The organism is Sinobacterium caligoides (genome assembly GCF_003752585.1).
Classification (GTDB): Bacteria; Pseudomonadota; Gammaproteobacteria; order Pseudomonadales; family Sinobacteriaceae; genus Sinobacterium; species Sinobacterium caligoides.
Map to the genome: position 1 here is coordinate 1,209,719 of NZ_RKHR01000003.1, position 26,473 is coordinate 1,236,191.

Consider the following 26,473-nt stretch of genomic DNA (forward strand, 5'->3'; position numbering starts at 1 on the left):
TAAGCGCAGAAATTAACCGGCTTAAAGGTTCAATTCTGGAAAAGTAGGTCGACAGGTTTTCAATATCGGCCTCTGACAGTGCCATTGCCATCGATGACATGACCAGATATTTTCGCTCTCCCGATTTAAAATCCCTGAGTTGCTTAACCAAATCCAAACACGCACATACTGCGTCGTTTATCATAGCCTTTAATGCACGCAACAGCAGGGCTTGCCTTAACACTAAGGAACGAGAAATTACTGAATAAACAAAGAAAAACTATCAGTGATAATCTCTCACACTTTTCATCAGCTCTAGTTCCATGATTTTCAACCTGGACTAACTCCGCACGATTTAGTTGATCAAGCATTGACCTAGCAACAATCTTTTAATGGCGAACTCTGTGCACTATAAGTAACAACTCAAATATCACGTAGAAAAATGGACCACTGTGTAATGGCAATGAAAATCGTTTTGATCACGCTACTTCTCGGCAGTATTTTATCCGGCTGCGAGCAAGCGCCTGATAGCAGCTCGCAGAAAAATAAAGCGGTAAGTAGCACTAAAACAAGCACAGCGGTTACCTGTAACGACAGAGACGTCGGCACCAGGTTTACACATGACAACGCCACTTACCTGGTGGTTGACAACACAACCATCCAGGACAGCAAAAACCTTCAAGCACTTCAATCGGGTGAGCTTCGCTTCTGCACCAGCCACGTCACCTCTATGGAGCGCTTGTTTATGGATGCCAATGCATTCGAGGAAGCAGTTCAGGAGTCGGATGGCAGTAAAAGCGTAACATCATTCAACCAGCCTATCGGCGACTGGGACACCTCTCATGTAACGACGATGCGTCAGCTGTTTTCTGGCGCTAGCGCATTCAACCAACCTATTGGCGACTGGAACACCGCAAATGTAACAGACATGTTCGGCATGTTTAGCTTCGCCGAAGCATTTAACCAACCCATTAACAACTGGGACACCTCTAACGTCACCAACATGTCGAGGATGTTTTCTGCTGCGAGGGCCTTTAATCAACCTATTGGCCAATGGAACACCGAAAACGTCACTGAAATGGCGTCCATGTTTGCCGAGGCAAAATCCTTTAACCAACCTATCGGTAACTGGGACACCGAAAACGTCACGCTTATGGATACTATGTTTAATGGCGCAGAGGCATTCAACCAAGATATTGGCGATTGGGACACCTCAAACGTCAAATCAATGTTCGCCATGTTCTATAAGGCCTATGCATTCAACCAACCCATTGATGACTGGGACACCTCAAGCGTACGTTATATGATACTCATGTTTAACAAGGCAAAAATGTTTAATCAGCCTATCGGCAACTGGGACACCTCAAATGTTACCTCGATGGACTCAATGTTTTCACAGGCAACCTCCTTCAACCAGTCTCTCTCAAACTGGAATGTCGATAAAACCTGCTCTCATCGTGATTTTTCCCTTAATAGCTCTCTAGAGGAAGAAAATAAACCCTCTTTTATTACTATTAGCTGGACGTTCGATAAACTCATTGCCAAAGCGCTCGACACACTAACGGATATAGATAAACGGTACCAAAATTACTTAGCTACAACACCCGTCAAAAACCCCTATGGTGATGACCTGTATAATTATGTGCTCCCCCCTCTTAGCCAGCCAGTTACCAGAGATACGATTAATAGTTACAAGCAGGTAAAGTCTGCCGTCGACAAAATGTCTGAAAAGCAAAAAAGCCAGTACTTTGAAAAGGTGAGAGTAGCCAACGAGGAATATCAATTAATCGAACTTGTTAAACAGATAGAACACGACGCCATTGAAGAAGCGTTCAGCAACCCTCTTAATGGAAACGGCATTAGTAAGGCTAGCGCACTGAAGTATATGAATGAGTCTTACAATCTCTTCCTCTACACTAGTATTGCAGTTGACGACCCCAGAGCCTCCAGAGAGCTCTCAGAGATCGCGTCTGAAGTGCTCAATGCGCATGAAACAACAATCCTAAAAAGCTACATCGTAGATTTCCCCAAAGATTGGAAAGAAGGAGAAAGGATGACTGCTGACAGGGCTCATACTCTCGACAATGCCATGCAATCAACAAAAGTGATTATAAGTACTGTTAAGCTTGGTGACTTTATTCAACATAGCGATATTGCTAGCAAATACGACCAGTGTGATAGCGCCGACAAAGATGGCTACGACTGCGATATGCAAGTAGGTATGCAGGCTCTACGCTTCTTTCGCGTTAAGGCCTATAAATCCGTGTCACAGAGAGTTGCTGGTCTGCTAGAAGAGCAAAAACATATGTAAGCACCTTACTCAGAAGATCGTGCTCTTCTACAAAAACACTCAGCAACCCAAGAAAGATGGGCTGCAAGGACGAATGTTAAACGCCGGCGGACAAGCCGGCCTTAAAACCTGTTCTCGTGCGGATAAATCATCATGAGCACACAATAAAACGATTGAAAACGACTGCAAGTCAGGGCTAACCTGCCTATAACACCAGAGGAACATCAGCGACGATGCGGCAGTAAACACTAGTGATCACCATGATCGAACTGCCTAGCTTGGTATTTTTTTAGCATAAACTTGTTGCCATTAATCAGCACAAAGCCCTCTTCACCGTCAACCAGCTTAGCAGAATAGGCATTCTCACCAACCGCATTAATAGAGTCAGGGAACTGAAACGTCTTTGACACGCCATCATCGATGACCTCTAAATAGAAGTCACCGGCATTTAAGCTGCCATGCTGCACCAACGTCCTGTCACCGAGACGGTCGAGTACAAAGCACCGCGATAAGTCATCTAATCGGTGCGACAGGGGGCAGTAGCGGGTGTGCGAACCGCTAAAGTAAGACATCGAGGCCAGATAGATTATTCCCGATAGCAACAACGCTATTACTACCCACAGAAAATACTTAAGAAACTTCATTGTTCATCTCACACATAACAAGCCCACCGAAGCGACAGTATACCTGCTACCCCATGATTTCACCTTATCTTTCAATTTCATCGATTAAAGACATCACATAGCGCATGCCCCACTCCAGCCCGCCAAATGTTTTATATGAAAACATATTAAGGTCAAAACCTGACTCTTAAATGGATTTAAATCAATTAAAAAATCACACCCTCTTTCAAAAAATATTTCGCCAGCCTCTCACACAAGCATGAATAATTAACACTCACCGAGCCATATTCTGCTTGCTCTAACAATTCACAGGCAACACGACCTTTAATTATATTGATAATTATTCTCTTTCCTATTTTCAACATTGATAATTTTATTCTGACATTTTCTGCACAGGTAAAATTAACTACAAGTGGATTCTAGTAACACATAACCCACCTACAAACGACGAACCAGCGCGTTATTCAAGACTGCTAGCCAGCTCTTTTTTTGATGCTGTCGATAAAATTCTGGAATAGTCAGATAGTATTGGCAAATTGTAATAATTGGCTACAAGCCAGCTATGGCCTTGCATTGCGCGCAACCAACACAAGCATAAACAACCACGATAATCGCTAGAGCCCCGTCAGCACCTTCGGTAATGCCATTTGGGGTGCTAGGATATTTTTCTGCATGGAGGCCAGACATCGGATAACGAGCAAGAGAGCAGCTACCCTCTTCTTGTCGTTTCTTGTTAACCAATTATTAGAGAATTATATGACTAAGAAGTTGACCTTAGCTGAGGCCTTATTGCCTGTTGTTGCCATGCTACTCTTATTGGGCATAGGTTATGGATACTACCATTTTCGCTCTGAGCCATTGCTTATCATTGCCACGATTATTGCAGGCCTGATAGCCCTACGCGCCGGTGTTAGCTGGGATAGCATGCATAAGGGCATCGTTGAAAAAATCAACGACGGCATGCCCGCCACACTGATCTTGATCTCAGTCGGCATGATGATCGGCACCTGGATGTTCTCAGGCACTATCCCGATGGTCATTTATTACGGCCTACAGTATATCAATCCAAACTATATTTTGATTATCGCCTGCCTCGGCTCTGCCATGGTGTCTATTATGACCGGTACTAGCTGGGGCGCCGTTGGCACCGTAGGCGTTGCCTTTATTGGCATTGCCACTGGCCTAGGTGTATCACTACCGGCAGCCGCTGGTGCCATTATCTCTGGCGCCTTCTTTGGCGATAAGATCTCCCCTCTTTCCGATACCACCAACTTGGCACCAATAGCAGCCGGCTCAACATTGTATGAGCACATCGGACACATGCTTTACACCACGGTACCGGCATTGGTTTTATCGTTACTGGTATATTACTTTGTCGGCACAGGCGACTTTGTCACCAGCTCCACCACCATCGCAACACCAGAGAAAATGCGTATCATGCTGCAGAGCCTTGATACCATGTACCACTGGAACATTATCCTGATACTACCGCTAGTGATTGTCTTGGGCGGTGCCGTACTTAAGTGGCCAACTCTACCCGTGATGCTCGCCGCTTCATTCGTGGCCTTTCTATTAGGCTGCTGCATTCAAGGCTTCAGTGCTCAAGATGGCTTTAACTCAATGATTACTGGCTTTAACGTTTCAATGGTGCACCGTGAAGGCTTTGATAGTGGTGCGGTGATCTGGGATGTCACAAAACTGATTAACCGTGGCGGCATGATGTCGATGATGGCCACCACACTGATCGCCTTTTGCGCCTTCGCCTTCGCCGGCATCATGAGCAAGGCCGGTGCCCTCGAGGTCATTCTCGAGGCGCTAACGAGGCGTGTGAAGTCGACAGGCAGCCTCATTGCCACCACCGTCCTCTCATGTATTACCATGGCCGTTGTCACTGGCTCGTCCTACCTATCGATTATCGTACCTGGCGAGATGTACCGCGATGTCTATCGTAAGCGGGGCTTAGCGGCCAAGAACCTCTCTCGCACCCTCGAGGACTCAGGCACCGTCATCGTACCGTTAGTGCCTTGGTCAATGGCCGGTGTCTATATGGCCTCGACCCTCGGTGTCCCCGTACTCGACTACTTACCCTGGGCTGTGCTGTGCTACACCGGCTTTATCTTTGCCATTATCTACGCCTACACCGACTTCAAGATCGAGAAGATTGCTCCCGAACCAGCTGTTACTGCTAGCACTGACGCCGACGATAATACCGAACGCTCGCTAGCATAGAGAGAATACCATGTCCTACTTATTGAAAAATGCCCGCCTTTACACGCCTGACGATCAGGGTATCGTCGATATCTTAGTGATCGGCAACAAGATCCACGCCTATGCCGCCAAGCTGGCCCAACAGGTCTCGCTACCGGGACTGACGGCGATCGACCTTGAGGGACGCATTGTCACCCCCGGCCTGGTTGATCAACACGTCCACCTGATCGGTGGTGGCGGAGAAGGCGGCTTCGCCTCGCGAACGCCAGAAATACAGGTGTCAAACATCGTCAAGCACGGTGTAACTACGGTGTTAGGTCTGTTAGGCACCGACTCTGACACGCGGCACCCGGCGACACTCAATGCCAAGGCACGCGCCTTAACAGAGGAAGGCATTAGCGCCTGGATGCTCACCGGTGCCTACAACATCCCTAGCCCGACGGTGACCGGTAGCGTACGTAACGATATCCTCTATGTAGAGCGCTGTATTGGGCTCAAGCTAGCCCTCTCAGATCACCGAGCCCCCCATGTTAGCTTCGATGAGTTTGTTCGTCTTGCCAGTGACTGCCGCATTGCAGGCATACTATCCGGCAAGGCGGGCACACTGACACTGCACATGGGCGGAGCACCCAGCCGTTTAGATCTGCTGTTCAAGGCCCAGAAGGATGCCGCCATACCGCCACAACAGTTTATCCCCACCCACGTAAACCGCACCCAGGACCTCTATGCAGAGGCGTTGAGGTGGGCAAAGCTCGGCGGCCGTATCGATCTAACCGCCGGCTACAACACCGGGGATAACTGTGTACATACGATAACAGCGTTAGAGATGGCCAAGGAGGCCGGTATCGACCCGCGCAATATCACGCTTTCTACCGACGCCCAGGGATCAATGCCTATCTTCAATGATAGCGGCGAGATGACCGGTATTGGTGTCGCAGAACAAGATAACTTATTAGCGTTACTGCAACAGCAGGTTAAGGCAGGCTTTAGCATCAGCGAGGCGTTGATACCGATTACCGTTAACGTCGCCGAATGGCTGAAGCTGCCCGCCAAGGGGCGGCTAGAGGTCGGCTACGACGCCGACTTGATCATTCTAAATGACGACCTGAGCCTTGATCAAACCTGGGCCAAAGGCCAGTGTGTATTCAAAGATGGTCAGAGCTTAATTAAGAATATGTTCGAGTAGCTCCGCGACGATCAATAACCCTAATGGTAAAGGATTCCGTTAGGGTTAAAACCAAAGAGCAAGAATCAACGATTACGAAAATCTTACTGCATCTCACTGATTAAATGTAATCTTGGCATAGACATTCGATATCGCAGGCTTGCCATCAACCGCAACAATACGCATTTCCTCTTTACTCCTTGAGCTAATAATTACGCGCCCGCCCATCATGACCTCTTCAATCATGGTGCTTGATGCCTCGGCAGACTTACCATCTTTAGAGATGGTATAAGACTCATCCTCAACATCAAAAGTAAACTCAGCTGGTAATGACCAAGTCTGACTTAACTGCTCTCTATATTGCGTCACACCCATTTCCATCCTACCTCCCATGTTGGCAGGCAAGTCGATAACGATAACAGCATCACTCGTAAAGAATGATGTCAATTTAACAGAATCCCTATCACGGCCTGCAGACTTAATAGCATCCAACATCTCTTTCACCTCAGGCCCAGAAATGGTTCTGTCAGTCAAGGAGTAGTTAAAAAACAAAACAATAGCTACTAATATAAAGATTATTCTCAGCTTCATTACGCTTTCCTTAGGTAGAACTTATTTATTTTTATAACGACAGCACTATCAACTAAGCCGTAAAACCTAAGTAAAGGCACAGCTGATTCTGCATTGATACGATATAGCATTAGAGCTGCCTAAAATTTAGACAGAATATTCATTGTTATGATGAATTGTAGATTACCGCACTTATTACCCCGTGGGAAGCCACAGGCTGCTAATAAGAAACTCAGTAATATTGAAAAATCACATAAATAGCTAGAGACGCTAGCGCATCAAATTTATATCAACCGCCGTTATCTTTATGACTTACGCGAACACAGCCCCCAAGATAATGGGTCGTAGTTCTTATTCACAGTTTTTTCTTATCACCTTTATATACCGTGAACGTCACCGAAAGGCTGAAACTGCCCGCCAAGGGCCGGCTAGAGGTAGGCTACGACCCCGACTTGATCATTCTGAATGACGACCTGAGCCTTGATCAAACCTGGGCCAAAGGCCAGTGTGTATTTAAAGATGGTCAGAGTTTAGTTAAGAACATGTTCGAATAGCTCCGTGACGATCAAAAATCCTAACGACAAAGGATTCCGTTAGGGAAAACTCACTCGTAAAATCCCGCTTAACCGCCCGCTCTATTCGACCCAGACAGCATTACAGCGGCACCAATGAACACCCCTCCTGTCAGCTTATTAAACAGCCTCGCCCGACCCCTTGTTGAGAGCCAGTGCCTAGACCGAAGCCCTAAGTAGGCATAAGCGAGTAACCACAACGTCTCAAGAATAGCGAAAGTACTGACGAAAACGAGATATTGAAACAACAGCGGCTCTGATGTGTTAATAAACTGAGGGAATAAAGCAGTAAAGAAAACGATGGCCTTAGGGTTGCTTATGCCGACAATAAAGCCCGCTGAGAAATTAGAAAGATTATCAGAGCGAGTCGAATGAGCCGGTGTATCAATAGAAAAAGAGCTCTCTTTAGAGGCCAGAGCTCTTACCCCTAAGTAAATCAGGTAGGCCGCACCAAGCCACTTGATGATGCTAAATGCGAGCTCCGAGCTTGCAATAACAACTCCTAAGCCGGTAAACGATAAAGTCAGAATAACGACGATAGCTGTAAGACTGCCCATCGCCGTCAATACCGCAGCAGCAAACCCCTCTACGACCGATTTACTGACACACAGGAAAATACTCGGCCCTGGCATCGCTGTTAACACCAAGATGGCAACCACATAATAACCCCATATTTCTGTACTCATACGATCCCTCTATTAGTACGCTGACACATCGCTGCGCCACATCCACATTATACTCTATATGCTGACTTACTGTGTGAAAACACCCTGCTGGTATGCCCATGCGATAAAAATACCGACACATGACAACACAACAGCCAACATAATTCGGTCGTAGTTTTTATTGGCAGATTTTTTCTGCTCATCTTCTATATATTGATAATAACCACTGACATCGATAGCGGTTGTTACCTCATGAGCCTCATCTTTCAGCAATAGCACTGCATCCTCGTGTTGATGATCTAAACAGACCCAGACCGTGTACTTATTCGCATAGACAAAGCCGAGGGCTGGACCGGTGTCTTCACTACCGATGAAAACTGGGATACCCGCAAGCTCAAAACGAAGCTTGATGTTGGTGGCCTCCGTCTTTTCGGTGGTATGGAATAGTATTTTCATTCTGTCAGTCTCGCAGCATAATTGACTGCAGCTGAAAGCCTATTTCAGAGGCAGCATATTGTTATTTTATTATTTCAATTAGGCGAAAATAACAGAAATTTAGCGCCTTAGCCACCTTGATAGTAGCCTCGGCTAAAACGAAAGAACAGTTTCTATATGAGATTGCGTCAGACTTAAAAAAGCATCTATGAGGAGATAAAGTTTAATCCCTTTACACTCCCATTGTAAATTAAACAGCTGCCCAGTGTTGAGTGACGATGGCCATCGTTATGATTGACAGCCTTTGCAGCAATACAGAAAGCCCGTGCGGCCTCCCGGCTAAGGTAACAACCGATTGACCACGGGCACCTTGGCCAACAACCAGGTGAGCGCAAGCGCCACCATCAGCGTCACGACACTGATCGCACTGATAGCCAGCCAATCGGTGCCAAACCAGGCGTAGAAGCCGTTATCGAGTTGGCGTACTGGGATCAAAAGAATCGGGTGGATCAAGTAGATACCGAGGCTGTACTTACCGACAGTATTCACCGGTGCAGCAAAACGCTGCTCCAAACGAGGTGCAAAGTGCTGGCAGAGCACGAAGATCATACCGCCTATTAGCACCGTATTAATGGTTTTGTAGCCCATAAAGAAGCCGCTGTACTCATGGGTCTGCTGGGCAATCGCCCAGGTACCGATGATGTCGATGACAATCCAGCTCAGCCCGGCGATGACCCAGTATTTGAGCTCCTTGCTGTTATCCCGGTTATGTAAGAACCAGCCCAGAATCAAATAACCACTGTACAACACTATGTTCTGAGCAATGGCCGTCTCTATCTTCAGCATAAAGATCGAAGTTAGGAATAACCAGGCTGCGATCAACAACTTAACTTGCTCCCGCGTCATCACACGCAATACAGGAATCAGCAGCGGAATAACAAAATACAACGGGATGAAGTCGTAGAAAAACCACAGGTGGTACCAGACCGGGGTATTATTGGCGGCAATCAGCGTATCGGCTGCCACGGCACTGCTCCAACCATCGCCGCTGTAACCGGTGATCAGGCTGTAGATCACCGTCCAAGCGAGGAAGGGTATCAGTACCTTCATCAACCGACGCGACAGATAATACCGACAGTCGAAAGGGCGCTTATCCGACAGCAATAACGCACCACTGATCATCATAAACACCGGCACGGCCCAGCGAGTCGCGCTGTTATAGGTCACCGTCGCCAACCACTCACTGACAGGAATCTGACCATAGAGCTCTCGCATCGGGCCCAGTACATGGATGATGATGACGGCGATCGTCGCGACACAACGCAACAGGTTAAGATAGAAGTAGGACGGTTTTGCTTCTGACATATCGAATGCTTAATGCTTAAACGTGAATAAATAAGACCGCATAGTAGAACAAACAGTTCAAATCATTGCCAGCCGCTAGCCTGAGCTAAATCAAAGCCAGCACAACAGAATTATCAGTAATAACACGCACTCTATCAATGGCGGCAGCCTGCTTTTCTTCTCGAAAACAGGAAGAAAATAATGCAAACAGTTGATCAGAAGGGACTATCATCAGCTAACGATAATGAACGAGGAGAGCTTATACGAAAGGGAATTATACTGAGAGGACTTATACGTAGATGGATACTCCCTAGACACAAATATAGTGTTAGACCACTGAAACTCATCAAAAGGTAGCCGCCTTGCACAGCGGCTTAAATAGATACTTTTAAAGATCTATGGGGCAACGCCAAAGCCCCCCGACGCCTACCCTGCTAATGACGCTAGGGCTTAGTTAGAGTAGATGATTAAGGTTGTGAAGAAAAAGAAGCCGCATAGCACTGGCCAGTACAGTGTTTTGGGGATGAGGTTATCACGGTAATCAATGACCTTCACTTTGATAGGTAGCGAGAATAATATCGCATTCAACACAACCATAAGAATCATCACATAGCTGACAAGGAAGAAGTACTCGAGATAGATCATTCTACTGGTACCTACATGGTTTCGCAGCTGAACATGAGAGATCAGTGATACGAAAAACAGCGCCGAGCTCGAGGACAAGACAGAGGATGCACTAAAGCCAAGCCGCTCTGGCTTATCCGTATTAGCGGAAGTAGTCACCAACACACCAAACAGCATCAACAATACAACCAACACCGGGAATAGGTAGGAGATAAATGGGTCGATAAAATTTCTTCTCAATGAAATATTAAAATACAACTCAGGCCGCATATCTTTGCTGAGATGGGCCGGCATACCAAAGTTAGTATTATATTGATTAGTACGAAAGCCATAGAATGTTTTCTCTATAGACCAGCCGTTAATAACAAACTCTTTTTCTAGCCCCGGCAGCGCACTGGGGTTAATATTTTCATAGGAATCCAGCATAGGCGTCAACACAACATTCCTTTCAAAGTCGGTATGCCAAACTCTTATCCAAACAAGCTGTTGATCAAAAGGATAATGATCATAATTGAACTTCTCCCTGAAGACTCCCTCGAAGTGCCAGCCAACGATCAAGAATTTATCATCTTTATGCTCATAAGATTTTTTTATGCTAATTGTTTCAGCCTCAGGAAAGACAACGCCATGGTTTATATCATCCGGCGAGAGCGTTGTTTTGATCGGGTATTGTTGCCACACATAACCTGATATCTTTATATTATAGGCAGTTACAAACTCCATAGACTGGATAAATAAACTGGTAGGCACGAATATTGGCGGAGATTTATGATGACTCATTGTCTCGATATTGTAGTCAAGTTTTACACGTCGAATAGATGCCTTGTTATGAACCCTGTCTTGAATAAACGTGTCCTCAGTATAAGTACTATAGAATTGATTCCATATATAGAGTGTACCTGTGGTAAAGATCGCCGAAATAACGAAGCTTGAGCACCACAAATGGACCGGCTTCAGGTCATCATACTTCGATATAACAAAAACAATCCATAATATTGACGTGAGTACTAACAAGCTGGATAGGGGTAAGTATTGACTAATTTCCCCCCAGGCACTCTTTTCGTGTACATCGTCAACTAACTTTTTGTGGGTATCTTTATTGATAAAGGTCACCACATACCAGCCAGTATTAGCAAGCTTTCTACTATGAACCCAAGAGTCTTTACCATTAAAACGGACTTGTTTTGACCAGGTTTTAGACGCAGTTAACTCAATACTATTGAGTAGCTTTTTAATATTAACAATGCTTTTAGTATCCATGCTGTTGTAGAGGATATTTCTTTTAGCATCCATCAATATAAAGTAACTATCATTACCAAGATCATTTTTATTGATTTCGTTGATTATTTTTTTAATGCAATAGTTCGAATAACCAACACCTAACTGGTGACCACCGACAACGATGGGGACTTCATACTTTATGGCATCACACTTTGATATTTCGTCATAAACGGGTGGTAGCCATTGCGCAATATTATGATCAAATATATCACCACTACTTTCAAAGCTTTGCTTAATAGAATAGTCGTAATAATCATCAACATTGGCTTGTTTATAGCTATCATTCGCCCTGTATATATAAGGCGAGAATAGGCGTATTGACTCGCTCAGCGCATAGGGAAAAAAATTGATACCTATGCCAGAAATCCCTTCACTAATAACACTCAAATTGTTCAGTTTACCCCAAATCTCTTCTTTGTTGAGCGTTATGGTTTGCATCTCATAATTTAGCCGCAACGTTACATTTTGCGCTTTATCGAACATATCATCAATACGCTCTGATACCTTTTCGTTGACCGCCCTAGATGACTGCTCTATATGCTGATTAGCTTCATGGTAGAGAGCTATTAGCATATAGGTATAGAACAGCGTAAACAGCGTTGCGGTTATCGACAATGTTAAAACAATGGACTTTGTGCGCCTAGCAAATTTGATCTTCACAGGTTTTCTCCGGTATTCATGGGGGAGAAGCTTTTGTTATTGTCGTACTGCAAAAGCCATACTTTTTGACTGGCTTGATGATTCATCTCATTCAGCACCATTGAATCGCCTATCCCTATATCAAACTCGCCCATATTTTCTAATGTTGTCTTTAGCTTCTCGCTAGTAATTTTCCCTTTAATTTTTTTCAACGCTGAAACCAATATATTTGCAGCAATATAACCTTCTAGACTTGTGCTGTTTATCATATTATCATCACCAAATTTCGAAAGATGAGATTTGAACCTTGAAATAATTGGCAGATCAAATTCCATAGGTGGTACAACTTGGGTGATATAAATATTCTTCGAGCTAATATTTAAGTGGTTTTCTAACGCATGAGAACCTACAAAAGAAATATTAAAGTAGCTCAACATTGGGAACTGGCTAGAGCTATAATTGATGAAGTTGGCAGATGCGCCGTAAGCTGCAATAAGAATGATCGCTTTAGGTGTATGACTTAATCGAAGAAGGTCATTTAGCGCAGAATTAACATTGTTAGTGTTCCTTTTATAACGCAGGATATTTAATTTTTGATCATCAGCAAAACCTAGCTTTTTAAAGACAGATCTTGCAGCATTCAGCCCTGACAAGCCATAACTATCATCCTGAATAAAAAAGACAATATCCTTAACCTCAATACCTTTTTCAAAAATATGGTTAATAATTAGCGACAGCTCTTGTTCATAACTTGCTCGATAGTTAAACGTATAGGGCGACTTATTCACATCCCTTAATATGTCAGCACCTGTATATGGCGAAAAGAATATCACCCCCTCTTTGTTTGCATACGGCTCAGTAACTTTAGCTGTAGGCGTACCAACATTACCGATCATGGCTATGACATTGTGCTCTTCAACCAGCTTTCTTGCATTGATTATTGCTGCCTCAGGCTGATAACCATCATCTAGGACAGTCAGCCTTATTTGCTTATTATTTATCCCACCATTTTTATTCACATGCCTAATATAGGCGTTCACACCTGCCAGCACCGAATCACCAAGATCTCTTGAGGGCCCGCTGATTGATGTCGTCATCCCTAACTCGATGTAAGCCGCACCCTTGTCATTGCTTACTGCACTAACAGGACAACAAAAAACAAGAAAAATTAACGCTACAGTTAATTTGAACGATTTAAAAAGAAGTAAAAACTCATCCCTGATTATCATTATAATTCTTCACTATATAGCTTCATTTACTTCACGAGAACTCAGTATGATAAATTACTACCGCCATAAATCGGTGTAACACACTTTTTTTTGATCAATTAAAAGCAAAATACAACAACAAAACCTTCACTACCGCAACATGTCGGTCAAAAAATAGATTAGAACATAAATTTAATATAATAATACAAGTCTCTTCGCCTAACCTACCCCATTATCAACACATGGAAAAAGACCAACATTATGGAAAATGTTTTCTTTTTCTTATGAATTCATTCGACACTAGGCCTATGAATTAAATTATTTAATGGATATAAATAAGAGAACGATATGTCATCAAAAATTCTAATCGCTAACAATAGCGGCCAAAACCTCCACATCACCGTCACCCATGATATTAGACGAATAACGGAATCGTCAGATAGCAGCTCCAGCAAAACTTCTGGCAATGTTTCAGTCGCCGTCCCATCAGGCACCACCGTTGGTGGTGGCTTCTCACACGAAAGTAGCTCAAGTAGCTCTGCAAAGTATGACTGGAGTGCTTTCATTAACTCTGGCGAGGCATTTTGTAAAGATCAAAGCTTCGTTACATTTGACGTAACATTGGATAGCAGCAAACAATATTACCTCACCGTACGTAGTGACTCAGCAGACACCCCTATTGCCTATTTAATTAACGTGCCGATTGATGCCAATAAATTAGGTGTCGAGCTCGACCACAATGTTAGCACTAACTTCATCACTTCAAACCCATTCCCGCGTGGACATGTATTAGCTTCCGGCAACAGCATTCAACTTCGCCATATTAAAAGCAACAAGTTTATTGGCAACCCTAAGCGATCTCGTAGCTGGCCCTGCGCCAATATTAGTGACGCAGCCGGCGAGCATGAGATAATCGGCTCTGGTGCAATCAAAAATAACGCCTTAGTTCGCATTCGTTGCAAGAATGAAACCACGGCTGGCGCTGACTGTCGGGGGTACAATAATATGTACTCATCGTCGATCGGCTGGGCTTATTACGATAAAAATGATGGTGAGACGTCTGAATCAAAACAGCTCTGGCGTATAGAAAAAAAGTCGGTCGTTAGCAACAGTCGTGGCGACGATATTTATAGTGGTGATATTGTACAGTTTGCCAACACCTACTACCCGAACAGTAGCCTCTATCTTGATAAGGATAATTGGTTAGCTTGTGATTCTGGCGCTGATGCCGACAACGATGACTTTGAAGTTATTATTACTTCATAACAAGTGAAGCCGGTCATCATTCAATGACCGGCAAGCCTATTGCTTTATTCGACGGTAACCCGCCATCCTACTCATGGCTTCAATCGTTATTGATGATATTGGTCGTACCCTTCTGACCATACCACCTCATAACCCTGACGTTTAAAATACCCGGCAAATATATATAACGCCTTCTGCAACCATGACTGCAAATCAGCTATACCATCAATGACTTTTCCCTCGTTCTCATCAATAGCAGCCTGGTCCGTCATCTGCCAAAAGAAATAAGCCAATATCTCAGCCTCCTTCTTACTGCTCAAGTCCGAATTACCGCAAGCAATCTCTCTAGCAAGGTCACAGTTTAATATCTTGGCATAATGAAGAACCAGTATCTTAGAGGGTTGGTTATATTCATTAAAATTCATCATGCTTTAAAAGTCTCCAATGTAAGATCATCCATTATAGCCATTCGCTGCCCAAATGCCCTCAACTTTTCAATCAACTGAGTGACAGTCATTTCCTCAATTACGGCTAAAAAATAATGTGTATCGTTATCCTGATCTACTCTAAAAGCAAGCTTAGAAGGAATCATAGGACTATCTTCATCAATCCAGTAGGCCACCCTAGAGCGGGTATTTTTGGGCTGGAACTTAGCGAGAAATCTTAGCGTATCGATAGTGCTTTTGGTTGTAGAGTTGAATGATAGACCGTGACAATCACTAGCCAACACAATATTAGGGTCAGATGGAGAAAGAAGGTAGTCCCCATCCTTGAGCCCTCCGTGCTCTTTATTGGCGCCATAAATAACCACATTTCTACCCACTTTTTCACTGTGGTATGTTGTCGCACTATGCGGATCAAATAAAGACCTAAAAACAGCTGGCCTTAGCTCCGGGGACACCTTCTTTTTGGCCTCGTAATCTTCAACAATTGCATCAATCGCCTCCTCTATGGAGACCACCGTTTTTAGCTGCTTAGCAAATGGATCCTTTTTCTTACCCATAAAACATCCTTGTTTTTATCGATTTGAGAGTAACTAATTATTTTGAGATTACTTACGCTGACAACGAAGCCCCTTCTTACCGCAGTCAAAATCTATTGTGTATTTTTTATTATCTGTACCAACATGTTGACCAAGACCAATTACACTTATATCGCCATTCGCTTGACGCTGATAGACCACGGTAAAGTTACTTCGGGGTTGGGTCCTATGGTAGGCGGCCCGGTTATCCCAAATTGTCTCTAGACTTCCATCTTGACCGTAAAGCGCCGTTTGAATAAATGCGGCCTCACTTTTACTCAATGTCCGATTATTCAGCTCACCCTGAAGACAAGCCGTCATCTCTCTATCTGTCCCCCGATGCGACTCAACCCATCGCTGTTCGATAGCTTCCAGCTCTCGCTCTCTTGCACCATCATTAGTTATTGAAAAGACGCCCGTTGTTTTTGAGTTAGCACAGAGCGCACACATTATGCCGGCTAACGTAAAACTGCCACATACACCACAATTCGCCATATTAATACCTACTTTTGTTAATGAATTAAAAGCTAAATAACTATGATCAAATAGAGACTTCATCAGACACAATGGCTAGATGACACACGCCTCTTAGTCACTACCTTCTACGTCTTAGCTTTGCTGTAATGCCTATACCAAGGTAGGCACGTCATAAGCAATAGTGGTACGGTCTAGCAAGCCGTCTTGGCAAATACCAACAACACACCTACCTGTATAGGTGCCCACTGGCGGCCACGAAACAACCTCTTTCGACCTTGAACAAATGGTTTTATTCATCGACATATAAAGCTCCTTTTCATAATGTCTAACACCCAATCAGAATGGGCAGGCAATTATACCAAGCAAAAAAACATCAACTGAACTCGATAGAGACAGCCAAAACACAAAGCCAGCTTACCTCCTCACAAATAACCTAACAACTACTCTGCGATTATTCAACCGAGAAATAACCAGTCAAATACTTAGCCGTGTCGAGAACAACACACTCGCTTATCATTCGGTTTAAAATATTGCTTAAGGCCTGGCAGATCTTTTGTACAAATATTACAACACAGCTATCCAGCATCTACCGCTATTATTTTGTACTGTGACGACGAGATATTTTTCGCACCACATATCACTCAAAAGTGACACTCATTGCTAGAGAAAGCACTTAAAAACCCAGACACAACTAATACACAGCTTAATAAGTTTCCGAAATAGATCGACAACTTCCCACACCCACCTGCGACTAACATTGTTAGTGAATGCGACATTTACCAAAAAACAAAACATCTTATACTTTATATCTTATCACCACATATTTGAAAGCATGATTATCGACACCAAAAGAAAAACGCTATTACCTATAGCTAGCACCTGTGCCTACACAAGGAATTACCGCACCAGCACACCAGCACACCACTGGTATTTTTCTTTAGTAATCGTACGAGGAAATCAACAAGGGCAGAAAAAAATTTCTGGCATAACGCCGACGACTCATTTAAGCAAGCTTTCTTCGAGCCTACCTTCATCAATCACTACTTACACCAATTCAACAACATAAAACTAAAAACTAAAAGAAAGACGATTAACCAGAAATAATCGTGCGACTTATCCCACAAGAAAACACAACTTTTACCAATAGACGAAAGTGAACCGAAAGGCGATATATAGAGCAAATCATTACTGAGGCAAGGTTAGAAAAAACCAAATACCAGTACCCGATCACAAAATCAAGATAAAAATAAAATACCCTCACAGAACAATAAATATCTTCTTTAGCGTGTTATATTTCTAGCGGGAAGAAAAAACACATGACTACGGACAGCCATATAGCAACATTCCTTATAGCTAGGACTGATCAACAAACGACAAACGACAAACGACAAACATAGTTTTAATAAAAACCGCCTTAACAAACACTGCTTTAACAAAAGCCGCCCCATCGTGCTCGCGGGCCTAGCAGCTGATTTTGTTGGCAATTCAATTTACCTCCACAATGCTTATTATTAGGGAAAATGATGAAAAAACTTCTATTTAGCTTGGCAAGCATCGCAGTAATAACACAAGCTGCACACGCTGAAACTCACATCCGCTATAACTTAGCCGGTTATTTTCCCGACAGGGAAAAAGTCGCTATTGTGATGTCTGATAACGACTTACAGGGAAAGCAATGGACGATTAAAAAAGGGGGAGAGACAAGCTTAAACGGTACCTTTGGCAAAAGCATTATTGGTAAATCACGCTTTACAACATTCCCCTACCATTATGAGGTCGACTTTAGCTCTCTCCAAACATTAGGTGACTACCTTGTTCACGCCCCTGGCACAGAGGAAGTAAAAGTATCGATCAAGCATCAGCCCTATGGCGACATTGCCAACCAGATGCTACGCGCTCTGCGAGTCAGCCGAAGCGGTACTGGCGATACACTGGATCACGCTAGGTCGCACATGGGTGACGCCAAGGCGCTCTACTATCGCCCTTCTGGCGCCATAGAAAGCGGTCAATGGGCCGCCGACCCATCGGGAAAAACGGCCGATATGCTGGGTGGCTGGTATGACGCGGGCGACTACATCAAGTTCACCTTGACCATCGCGCAAACCACCAACGTGCTGATAGAGGCCTATCAAGCCAATCCTAGTCTTTTTACTCAGCAATACAGCACATCTGAGTATGTGGATATTCTTGACGAGATCAAGTTTGGCTTAGACTATCTGATGAAAACGATGCCGGAGGATGGCGAGTTTATCATTCAGCTATCCACCGGATTAGATCACGTTGGCATAGAACAATGGCGCCTACCCGAACATGATACGCGTGACGGTAAACGCGAGGCACTATCAGCCCTATCTCCCAGCCACATGGCGGCAACGGCTGCCGCCCTCGCTGGCGGTGCTAAAATCTTTGTCGAATTTGACCCCGTCCTCGCCGAACAATATCGCCGCCAAGCCGTCGCCATCTACAATCGTTCGTTAGCCGCCGATGTGCTAAAGCAAAACGCCTTTGAGCGCGATAGCAAAAATGATTTCTACCGCGACGAAGATGTGAATAACGAAAGAGCCCTCGCCGCAGCGCAGTTGTTTGCGCTCACCGACGATCCAAGTTATCAAAGTGACGCTCTTGCATACGCAAAGGAACACGGTCAATTCATTGTCGGCGGTAAAAAGACAAGCTCTGGCCTTGACTACTACTTTAGCCTCAGTGACTCCATCCTCATGGCCTATAAGGTATTGGCCAGAGAAGATAACACAGCCAAACATATGGGGAAGATTGAACTCGACAGCCACTTAACTTATGCCAACACAGAAGGCAATATCTGGGGGACAGCACAAATACCCAACTGGGGTAGCTTAAGTAATATGCTCTATATCGCCGGCACCGCTGCTGAGGATCTGGTGGATTTTGGTGACGCCTACTACACCAGCCTAGCCTACGATAATATTGACTACCTGTTGGGCCGCAACCCGTGGGGCATCAGCTTTGTCAATGCCACCAGCTTAAGCAAGGTTCCCTCAGGGTTCCACAGTCAAATTTATCACCTACAAGCAGATAAACAGCCCATCGGCGTCATCGCCAACGGCCCTTCGCAATACAGATACATACTCGCTGACAAAGATATTGAGATAGACCCAGATGCCTGGGAGAACAAATTCAACACCAGCTATATTATTGACGGCATCGACCAAGGCATTGTCTTTTTTGACTCCTGGAAGAACTACACCGGCACCGAGCCTACGATCTTCGGCCAGGCCACCGGCATTTACGCACTGGCAGCCATGACAAAACTTGAGGAGCAAGGGATAAAAGAGTCCCTAGAGGATGAGCGACGTCCCGCCATGAAGTCCCCTCCCAGCAACTTACCGGTCGACAAGGTACCGATGTTTGTCACCATTGGCTCAGATGATAACGAAAGCAGCGCCGGTGTTAAGTGGCTGTACGAAATGGTGAATAGCTACAGCAATCCGGCAGGAAGAAGCGGCCGCAACAACCTCCTGACCTTCGATGGCGATACGGCTCGCTTGACCTTTCTTAACACCGGCGTCAATGCGAGCAAAGCAGGGGCAGAATGGAAAAATGCCCATGCTGCAGGCAACGAGACAGGCAATCACACACAGACACACAACCCCAACCATCATGGCTCCGAGATGCAGGCGTCACAATGGTTAGATGAAATTCAGCAGGCACATAACAGTATCGTCAGCGTGGGTATTGCTGGCGATGAGATCTATGGCTTTCGCGCACCGCGACTGGAGTATAATGACGCCCTATTCAGCACTCTGCATGATCAACATTTTCTCTACGATAGCAGTATTGAAGACGGCTACGCTCGAGGGTTAGATGGCAGCAACTTTCACTGGCCCTACACCTTGGATGCAGGCTCACCCGGCGCTATTTTAAAAACAACGTGGGATCAAGCAGCAGGCACGCCGTTTATCATCGGCGCCTATCCGGGCCTATGGGAGCTACCCGTCTCACCCTGGATTGTCCCCGACGACCTCGCGGATGGCCTTCCCTACGACTTGCGCGCGAAAATAAAAACCGCCATGAGTTACTTTGACATGGAGGGGGGCAAGATTACCGCTTTCGATTACAACCTGCTGGTATCGGCAAAGCTCGACAATGCAGACGATATTTACGCCATTCTAAAACACACCCTGGATTTACGCTTAAAAGGTAACCGCGCGCCGATGGTGATCGGCGCACACAGCAAAAACTACAGTTCCCCTGACTCACCAATGGCGGTCGCACTTAAGCGATTTGTCGAGTATGCGCTCACTCATCAAGACGTACGAATCGTCTCACACAAGCAGGTCATTGACTGGATGAGCCACCCTCGCGCACTCGAAGACATACCGCATATCGTCAGTACGACAGTCAAGGCACACATAAAGCAAGATCAATGCACCGATGCGCTGTGGCAGGCCAGCACAGTCTATACCAAAGGTACCAAGGTAACATTCGAGGGCGCAACGTGGACAGCTGCGTGGTGGAATGAAAATGTTAAGCCCGGCGCTTCTGAGTGGGGCCCTTGGGGTAAGACCGGCGTCCCCTGCAATGGTGAGACAAAACACTATTATGGCACTATCTCCCCTCAAGGCTTAGTGGCTGTCGATGACAATAGCAGCCAGCGATTTGAGTTCCTACCCGAACCAGGGAAAAAGCTCGCAGAGGTGAAAATCGATGGCGTCATCATAGAGCCCGTCCCTGTCGACGGCTATACCATCGTCAATGTTAGAGAAGACCACACCATCACGGCAACTTTTAACGACAACGATGACATCGATGACCGCTTTACAATCACCTCGGTCGCAGGCCCTAACGGTGCTATCAACCCGCAGGGGGAAGTCAAAGTCAGCAGTGGTGACGAACAGCTCTATACCTTAACTGCCAGTGACGGCTTCGTGCTAGACACCCTGTTGCTCAATGGGCAGCCGGTGATAGTCGCAGACAATCAGTACCTCGTTAAAAATATCACGGTTAACACCCGCGTCGAAGCAAGCTTTCGCGCTCAGCAACAGCCTAACAGACCACCCACAGCCGTTATCACCGGCTCAAACAGGGTGAATAGCGGGGCCTCACTGACGCTGTCTGCAGAGAGCTCCAGCGATCCCGATGGCCACGCCCTCAGTTACCAGTGGCAACTACCAGAAAATTGGTCTGCAAACGCATTCGATACTGCAACCATCACGGTCACCGCCCCCAACGTCAGTGAAGGTAGCCGCAGTGACAATATCACCCTGACCGTCGCGGATAGCGAATTCAGCAACACGGTCACACATACCATAACCGTTACCGCTATCAGTCCCTGTGCACCGACAGACCCCAATGCCGATCAACACCCCGCATGGAGCCCAGACAGCATCTATACAGAAAATACTGTCGTAAGCCACAAAGACCTAGTATGGCAGGCAAAATACTGGACACAGGGAGACGAGCCGACGAGGGCTGCCGATCAATGGTTACTCATTAGCCAAGTCACCTTAGCCTGGGACGAAAGTACCGCCTATTCCCAGGGCGATACTGCCAACGACGAAGGCCAACGATGGCAAGCCAAGTGGTGGAGCAAAGGCGAGAAACCGGGGACCACAGATGCCTGGGTGAGCATCGGAGATAACAGCTGCCATCAGTAGCAGCTGAAACGTTCAGTATCACGCAACCAAAGCAGCGACATGATGTCGCTGCTTTTTCTTGCAGAAACCTATCTAGGTCGCTTAATCGTAACAATTTTACAAGCTTAATTAGGCATCATAACTGGCGTTAATGGCCGGCAATGCCGCCATCAACTCAAACCTCAACTCTGCAGTCGACCTAACCAACAAAGCGAAAGAGTCTTTATGATAATGGCCAAAAGTCATATAAATAAAACCGAAGCGATAATCAACAATTAACCTGCACTCAATATTTAACCCATCACCGCACGTATACTCTAGAAATTGCCCCCTATTTCTCACCACGCCCTTGTTCGACTGCTTGTTAGGCAGCCCACCAAATGCGCTGGCAACACCACCAATTGCAGGGGAAGCCGTATTACTGATAGCTACACCGCCATCATCCCTAAATGGCAAATAACCAAATTCATTCTGATGAATTGAACGATTCCCCCTCGCATAAAACGACAAATACGCCGATGAAGAAGCGCGCAATCCTTTCCTCAACGTCTTTAGCAAAGAATATGTCTCGCCACAATTATCAACAAAGCATTCGTCATTAAAAATCGGAACAACACGCAACCCACCTCTTACATCTCGAAAGCGAATCGAACCTTCGTACTCCTCATTACCGCAGCGATTATATAACACTCGTCTTGCTACCGGGAAGTTCCCTGGAAATTCGTCAACTTCCTCTAAAACAGGTTGAAACGGCATATCATCATCCTTAATTTAATAACAGACAATTATTGAAGAGAAAATACGCTATCTGTTAATTTATATTAAAATGCACTAATCAATAAATTAAAATATGGGTAAAAGTCGTGCCTCACACCTACATTTAATACCGCCCACTCTCTAAACGCCAACGATACCCAAACACACCTATCAACAACGCGCAGCGATAGCGAGCTTGTCTGGAGTACCTTCAGCAAGTGTTGCCGCATAGGTCCTATAATCTATAGCAGTAAGCGGCCTTGCAAGACTTGCCAGATTTAGACCGACAGAATGACAGGTATGACTATAGTTATTAACTAGGCAAGTATAATCAGAAAGAGTAACGCTTCCAGCACCATCGTACCTCATAAGCTCTTCCGTGAACTTTTCTTCCAACACAGAACTTCTTGCCGCCTCCGGCAACAGATACAATAACTTAGCCTTTTGCACGGGGTTGGCAGGGGCCCCACCTGTTGGAAAGGAACCGGGCAAATCTGTCGCATAAAAAGTAGGTAACCCAACATAGTTATAATGAATAACCTGTCCATTTATATGTGATATTTCGAAGTTATTAGCACTCATTGTTAGCGATGTTTTTGGCTCCTGCCCGTACGTCTCATGATAAATATTTATCGTCACGGTTCCCGCTAAAGTAGTTCGAACATACGCCCTCATTTCCTCTAAAACTCTTGCAAAACCCAGCTTTATATCCATTCTATTACTACTTTCTGTCACCACCCAATCAATCATTTAGCTATTACTCCTGTAAAGATTATCCTTAATACGCTCAATAGCACTCTACATAGTTTTTTAATTCATATCCCTAATTTTTTGTTAATTTATACCAATCGTCATTCAACAATTAGCCTCAGTCACTTATCTTCAAACCATTCCAATTCAGTTACAGACATCTAATATATACGCCTAGCATCGCGGTGAAAGAACCCTGATGCTCGTCAAGGCTCTCTAAACTATCTTCAAATGAAGAGGCAGTCTAATTGACAATGATTTGGCTACAATTTAGCCTAATACGCAAGATTTCCAGGCTTCACCCCTTCAAAAACTCAACCGCACTGCGTTAGGTATAAATGACAGAAGAAGAAAAGACGAAGACAGAAAGTAACGGGCTAGCTAAACCCCTCATCATTATCGCCGCACTATTTATTAGTTACATTGGCTATAGAGCCTATCAAGGCCACGTTCTACTGCCGATTACTGTAATCCCGTTAATTTTAGGCATTGCTTATGAAAACTGGCGCATATCGAGCAACTGGAAACAACTAGCGAGACAAATCAGCATCAGCCTAGCAGTCAGCTTGCTTTCATTCCTTTCTGGAGTAACCGAGCACAGTTACAACTTTGAGGACAAGATCAGAGAGTGGCCCTATGTTTTCTCTATAATCTTTGTCTTTCTATCCCTCTACGATAATGAAGATAGCATTAAGCAAGAGCTTACCGAAGGAATCACCCTACTGCAGTCCCTTGCCGTTATCTATTGGATTTCAGACATAGGAACTTCACAGCTAATATGGTCATATCAATTCTTTGCTGTATTTGTCGGAATAGTTTTCTGCATTTTTTCATTTTTACATGCTTTCACTTATCTAGAGCTAACAAAATTATCGAGATTGTTCTTAAGTATTTGGAGCGCAATAATCATGATAATCTTTGCCGCCGACAACGCCTATCAAACGTATCACTTCAGTAGTCACGAAAACTACCAAATATTCGAAGAGGCTTTGAACTTTTTACAATACTTTATACTAGGCACCACACTGATTTACACGGCTCAAAACATCATGCTGTTATTACCATACTTGCCAGGAAAAGGTTTTTTCAGCAGAGATAATTTCGATAATATAAAAGAATCAAACAAAAAATTTACGGAGAGATACTCACCACAACAAATAAAAATCTCTGACTCTATTATCGCCGTGATCTTTACCGCAGGGGTTTATTACTGCAACTACCACTTTAAGCTCGTACCAAGAAACACCATGATCTGGCTTGTTTTCTTAACATTTCCGACCATAATATGGCTTAAAAACAAGAGATTAACGAGCTAACACAGCAGTCTTTAAAGGTACCCAGAAGAAATATTCAGTGGTTTGATATCGACTAGTTTTTCGTTATTAAACCATTCCACGCCATCCCACAGAGTATATTTCGACAAAGAAACCTAGAGCATAATGCTTTTACCGTACAAGCAGACTTTAACCTTCGCCTAGCTATTGAAGCCCTTATTACTTCCTTAAATTTTATACAAAAGCGTCCCGCTTATTCCTTCATTATTACTACATCAACTATTACAACATTAACAGCGAGTTTAGAAAGCCTTTAATCTAAATTTATAGTGAACCATAACTTTTAACTATTATAGCCATCTACTTAGCAACCCAGAAGATACCAATCAATTTTCCTGCCCTTGTAATCATTGTCAGGGCTGTCGTTTTTGCTGGCAAAAAAAGCGTAAAATGACCAGCCAAAACCATCAAGCTTTTTGGCTATTTTACAATCAAAAAAATAATCATTTTACGCCTTTAATTCTGACCTAACAGACAACTCAACTTACAAATCTAAAAGCCATATAACGGTATATATTGCGATGAATTAAGATGAATACTGCTTTTTAACTCTTAGAGAAACAGCCACAGATTGATCAAACGACCGATATAGCCGGCGTAGCTTATGCCGCTTTATGAAATTCAATGACATTACTATCAGGGTCTCTCACAAAGATGAATGTCGCGCCGTCTGGCAGCGTAATGGGCCCGCCTGTAATGGGAATATTTTTACTTTCAAGTTGTGATTTAACAGAATCAATGTCGGTTATTTCTAGCGCCATATGAGTGTAGCCAGTGTGTTTTACTGGGGTATCCATCAGTACATTTTCTAAGTCTGCTTGGTTAGCGTTGAGAATGAAATTGATATTGATGCCTGATGGATGCTCCATTACAGCCACAGGCTCTGGACCGACAGGCCCAACGATAAATTCAAAGCCAATTTTCTCATAGAATTCCCTTGATGTTTCAAGGTCAGAGACTCTTATACCGATATGATTTATTCTGGTAATTTCTTTCACTTTGATCCCTAAAGTTTACGGTCTATCAAAAAGTTAACGCCACGAACAGCGACTGAGCGTAGCAAAGCTCAGCCAGCATTACTGGCGCACCGCTTAGTATTGCTACAACCGCGCCTGGTAAAGCGCCCCAAATTCGAGTGCAAGAGCACGCTCACACTGCAAAGCGTGCTGTTAATATCGGGGAAAAAGATTACCGCACTAGTGGCGCAAAGTGAAGTTACAAGCAGATGATATATAGATGAATCACCGACGATTATCAGCCGCGGTACCGGCATCATTACGCGCACGAAAGACGCCCCTTCTAGACTGAGGTGTGCGCTATCTCACGATACCACCCACATAGACCTAAAGCCCACTAAACCCCTGCAGGGGCAGCGTGAACTGGCATCAGGCTGCACACAGCCGCCGCACATAAAGGCCTACAGCTACATGAGTCGCTACCTTATTAGGAGCGAACGAAAACAGATGCCAAAGGGATTGCAGCACTTAAACCCAAAAGACTATATTGCACTCATCAACCAAACGGGACGGGTGATGCGCAAAAATAAGGCGCCACGGTATCAGCAAGGCCACAAGCAAAGACGAGAACACAGCGTATCACCCCCCCTTCACACTCCACTCTATTCCATCCAATCTGGGTATACTTTCAGATCGAAAACTAGTCAGTGTGCGATGCA

General features: G+C 44.7%; 20 protein-coding genes. 6 read left to right on the top strand and 14 right to left on the bottom strand.

What is annotated here, in order from left to right; genetic code table 11:
- Window positions 1-436: 436 nt before the first annotated feature.
- The gene (locus tag EDC56_RS05390; RefSeq protein WP_211333565.1) at window positions 437-2,290 is read left to right on the top strand and encodes a BspA family leucine-rich repeat surface protein; all 1,854 of its coding nucleotides are present in this window, start codon (window positions 437-439) and stop codon (window positions 2,288-2,290) included.
- A 227-nt stretch (window positions 2,291-2,517) separates the two neighbouring features.
- Here EDC56_RS05390 and EDC56_RS05395 read toward each other — a convergent pair whose 3' ends face one another.
- Window positions 2,518-2,913 carry a hypothetical protein gene (locus EDC56_RS05395; RefSeq protein WP_148059326.1) on the bottom strand — a complete coding sequence of 132 codons (396 nt, stop codon included), beginning with the start codon at window positions 2,911-2,913 and terminating at the stop codon, window positions 2,518-2,520.
- 735 nt (window positions 2,914-3,648) lie between these two features.
- Here EDC56_RS05395 and nhaC point away from each other — a divergent pair.
- Window positions 3,649-5,121 carry a Na+/H+ antiporter NhaC gene (nhaC, locus tag EDC56_RS05400; protein WP_123711458.1) on the top strand — a complete coding sequence of 491 codons (1,473 nt, stop codon included), beginning with the start codon at window positions 3,649-3,651 and terminating at the stop codon, window positions 5,119-5,121.
- Between the two features lie 10 nt (window positions 5,122-5,131).
- The gene (gene iadA / locus EDC56_RS05405) at window positions 5,132-6,286 is read left to right on the top strand and encodes a beta-aspartyl-peptidase (protein WP_123711459.1); all 1,155 of its coding nucleotides are present in this window, start codon (window positions 5,132-5,134) and stop codon (window positions 6,284-6,286) included.
- A 93-nt stretch (window positions 6,287-6,379) separates the two neighbouring features.
- On the opposite strand, the gene EDC56_RS05410 is transcribed toward iadA, so the two are convergent.
- The 6 genes from EDC56_RS05410 to EDC56_RS05435 form a co-directional block, all read right to left on the bottom strand.
- On the bottom strand, window positions 6,380-6,760 hold the full coding sequence (locus EDC56_RS05410) for a hypothetical protein (RefSeq protein ID WP_162844088.1): 381 nt from the start codon (window positions 6,758-6,760) through the stop codon (window positions 6,380-6,382).
- Window positions 6,761-7,457: 697 nt separating this feature from the next.
- Window positions 7,458-8,093 carry a LysE family translocator gene (locus tag EDC56_RS05415; RefSeq protein WP_123711461.1) on the bottom strand — a complete coding sequence of 212 codons (636 nt, stop codon included), beginning with the start codon at window positions 8,091-8,093 and terminating at the stop codon, window positions 7,458-7,460.
- Window positions 8,094-8,159: 66 nt separating this feature from the next.
- Window positions 8,160-8,528 (bottom strand): putative signal transducing protein, encoded by a 369-nt coding sequence (locus EDC56_RS05420; protein ID WP_123711462.1) that lies wholly within the window; start codon window positions 8,526-8,528, stop codon window positions 8,160-8,162.
- 318 nt (window positions 8,529-8,846) lie between these two features.
- A complete protein-coding gene (locus EDC56_RS05425) occupies window positions 8,847-9,872 on the bottom strand; it encodes an acyltransferase (protein ID WP_123711463.1) in 1,026 nt (341 codons plus the stop codon).
- Window positions 9,873-10,301: 429 nt separating this feature from the next.
- Window positions 10,302-12,416: a PDC sensor domain-containing protein gene (locus EDC56_RS05430; protein ID WP_123711464.1), complete on the bottom strand. Its 2,115-nt coding sequence runs from the start codon at window positions 12,414-12,416 to the stop codon at window positions 10,302-10,304.
- On the bottom strand, window positions 12,413-13,624 hold the full coding sequence (locus tag EDC56_RS05435; RefSeq protein WP_123711465.1) for an ABC transporter substrate-binding protein: 1,212 nt from the start codon (window positions 13,622-13,624) through the stop codon (window positions 12,413-12,415). Before EDC56_RS05435 ends, EDC56_RS05430 begins: the two co-directional genes overlap by 4 nt.
- Before the next feature lie 327 nt (window positions 13,625-13,951).
- Here EDC56_RS05435 and EDC56_RS05440 point away from each other — a divergent pair, with 327 nt between their 5' ends.
- Window positions 13,952-14,869 (top strand): hypothetical protein, encoded by a 918-nt coding sequence (locus EDC56_RS05440; RefSeq protein WP_123711466.1) that lies wholly within the window; start codon window positions 13,952-13,954, stop codon window positions 14,867-14,869.
- 86 nt (window positions 14,870-14,955) lie between these two features.
- Here the strand turns inward: EDC56_RS05440 and EDC56_RS05445 are convergent, their stop codons facing one another.
- The 3 genes from EDC56_RS05445 to EDC56_RS05455 are packed head-to-tail and all read right to left on the bottom strand — an operon-like array spanning window position 14,956 to window position 16,364.
- Window positions 14,956-15,276 carry a hypothetical protein gene (locus tag EDC56_RS05445; RefSeq protein ID WP_123711467.1) on the bottom strand — a complete coding sequence of 107 codons (321 nt, stop codon included), beginning with the start codon at window positions 15,274-15,276 and terminating at the stop codon, window positions 14,956-14,958.
- Window positions 15,273-15,851: an alkaline phosphatase family protein gene (locus EDC56_RS05450; protein ID WP_123711468.1), complete on the bottom strand. Its 579-nt coding sequence runs from the start codon at window positions 15,849-15,851 to the stop codon at window positions 15,273-15,275. Before EDC56_RS05450 ends, EDC56_RS05445 begins: the two co-directional genes overlap by 4 nt.
- A gap of 48 nt (window positions 15,852-15,899) precedes the next feature.
- A complete protein-coding gene (locus tag EDC56_RS05455; RefSeq protein ID WP_123711469.1) occupies window positions 15,900-16,364 on the bottom strand; it encodes a hypothetical protein in 465 nt (154 codons plus the stop codon).
- 1,505 nt (window positions 16,365-17,869) lie between these two features.
- Between EDC56_RS05455 and EDC56_RS05460 the strand changes: the two genes are divergently transcribed.
- A complete protein-coding gene (locus EDC56_RS05460) occupies window positions 17,870-21,979 on the top strand; it encodes a glycoside hydrolase family 9 protein (protein WP_162844089.1) in 4,110 nt (1,369 codons plus the stop codon).
- A gap of 108 nt (window positions 21,980-22,087) precedes the next feature.
- Here EDC56_RS05460 and EDC56_RS05465 read toward each other — a convergent pair whose 3' ends face one another.
- Together EDC56_RS05465 and EDC56_RS05470 are read right to left on the bottom strand one after the other, a co-directional pair.
- Complete coding sequence (locus tag EDC56_RS05465) at window positions 22,088-22,714, bottom strand: hypothetical protein (protein ID WP_123711471.1); 627 nt, start codon at window positions 22,712-22,714, stop codon at window positions 22,088-22,090.
- Window positions 22,715-22,885: 171 nt separating this feature from the next.
- Window positions 22,886-23,464, bottom strand: a complete 579-nt coding sequence (locus tag EDC56_RS05470; RefSeq protein ID WP_123711472.1) for a hypothetical protein — start codon at window positions 23,462-23,464, stop codon at window positions 22,886-22,888.
- Between the two features lie 338 nt (window positions 23,465-23,802).
- Here EDC56_RS05470 and EDC56_RS05475 point away from each other — a divergent pair, with 338 nt between their 5' ends.
- Entirely contained in the window at window positions 23,803-24,780 is a 978-nt protein-coding gene (locus EDC56_RS05475; protein ID WP_123711473.1) for a hypothetical protein, read from the top strand.
- Between the two features lie 322 nt (window positions 24,781-25,102).
- On the opposite strand, the gene EDC56_RS20065 is transcribed toward EDC56_RS05475, so the two are convergent.
- Entirely contained in the window at window positions 25,103-25,222 is a 120-nt protein-coding gene (locus EDC56_RS20065; protein WP_425452457.1) for a hypothetical protein, read from the bottom strand.
- A gap of 178 nt (window positions 25,223-25,400) precedes the next feature.
- Window positions 25,401-25,796: a VOC family protein gene (locus tag EDC56_RS05480; RefSeq protein WP_123711474.1), complete on the bottom strand. Its 396-nt coding sequence runs from the start codon at window positions 25,794-25,796 to the stop codon at window positions 25,401-25,403.
- Window positions 25,797-26,473: the final 677 nt, after the last annotated feature.